Raw genomic sequence first — 1,538 nt, forward strand, 5'->3', positions numbered from 1 at the left:
TAAAGTATTTGCTTCACTTGTGGTTGTAAGATTTTTTGATTTTTTTCTGTAATACAAGTAACCGAAAACCACCGCAACGGCCGTTAGAAAATAAAGCATCGAACCTCCTTTGTTCTGCTTGCGCATAACGCCAAATTAAGTAGTGAGCAACGCTGCCACCTACCTAAAACATTGTGCCGTAAACACTAAAGCTGATTCAAACCCAAAGTGCCAAGCGTTGCGAATCTGCTTAAATTTATTGTTATGTATATGATTCAACAAGCTCAGCCGAACTTATTGAAGCATACTTCTCGATGAACTCTATCGCTCTGCTAAGAGTCACAAACTCGTTTTTGAAAGTTTCAGTTTCCTCGGAAATACGCTTGATCTGAACAACGTAACCATCACCTATTTTGCTTATAATTGCAGTGGTTGTTTTCGTACCTACCGTTTTAGATGCAGAAATTTCTTCAGTGTTTGATAACAACTGTTCGATTTGTGCTGCTTTCTCTCTATCAGAGGCAGAAACCCAAATATCGCTATCTGGAGAACTGTAGCGGTACAAACAAACAAGCATTGGGATAGTAATAAGAACCGCGATGCCCACGCCAACAAGGAGTTCGACATTAAAGCCGTACAGTAAAGGAAGAAGCTGAAGAACTAACGCTGCACATTGTAGATAGAAGAGGTTTCTCCAAACTTTTGGAGTAAAAAATCGTTTTTTGAAGATGTATCCGTAAAAGCCAAACAAATACAATGTAGTAAACACTGTACTAACCACTACGCCTACAGAAAACGAAGAGGTTAATATTGAGCTAACAATATTTAAAATCTGTAATAGCGCAAATATCGCTCCATAAATTATCAAACCGACCTTTTTCAATGTAATCTCCTTATATACATAACGCCCAATTAAGGGGTGAACAACGCCTACACCCAAACCTAAAGTATTGTGCCATAAACACTAAATTTGAAGTAGAACCAAAAATGCCAAGCGTTGTGAATCCCTCTTAAATTGATTGTTATGTTTTACCACAAGTTACTGACTTTATTGAGAAAGAACTGCTATTTCAAGCCAGTTTTCTGAACCAAACCACAAGGACAGAACCAACTTGGCCACCAAAAGCGACTAACCCAAAAACAGTAATTCCACTTCCCTGCCCAATGAGGCAACCCGCCCAAGTAACAACAAGTGCCCTTTCTTTCCAACCAAAGTGCAAAACAATGCTGAATTGCCGAGGCAACTGCCAAACCGAAATGCTACTTGGCAAAGAACCTAAAAGCGACTTTAAGCCAGTTAAACGATAAGCCAACCGCCACGACCTGACAATGAAGCAACCCACGAACATTGGCATGTTTTACGGGCGGAGAGGCTCAAGAGTTTAGGCCGACAATACTGATTTGCTGAGTCTACTAGAGACGAATTGCCAGAGGGACAAAGAACTAGAGCCTAAGATATTTAAGCCATTGAAATACAAGTAAACATAACGCCAAATTAAGTAGTGAGCAACGCCATCACCTGACCTAAACCATTGTGCCGTAAACACTAAAGTTGATTC

The 1,538-nt window shown here is 40.1% G+C and carries 1 protein-coding gene; it reads right to left on the reverse strand.

The window, feature by feature from the left end:
• Positions 1-241: 241 nt before the first annotated feature.
• Positions 242-862, reverse strand: coding sequence for a hypothetical protein (locus ACHUFZ_RS21190; protein ID WP_394128707.1), 621 nt, complete (start codon positions 860-862; stop codon positions 242-244).
• Positions 863-1,538 lie beyond the last annotated feature (676 nt).

This window comes from Vibrio hepatarius, from assembly GCF_043642085.1.
GTDB lineage: Bacteria > Pseudomonadota > Gammaproteobacteria > Enterobacterales > Vibrionaceae > Vibrio > Vibrio hepatarius_C.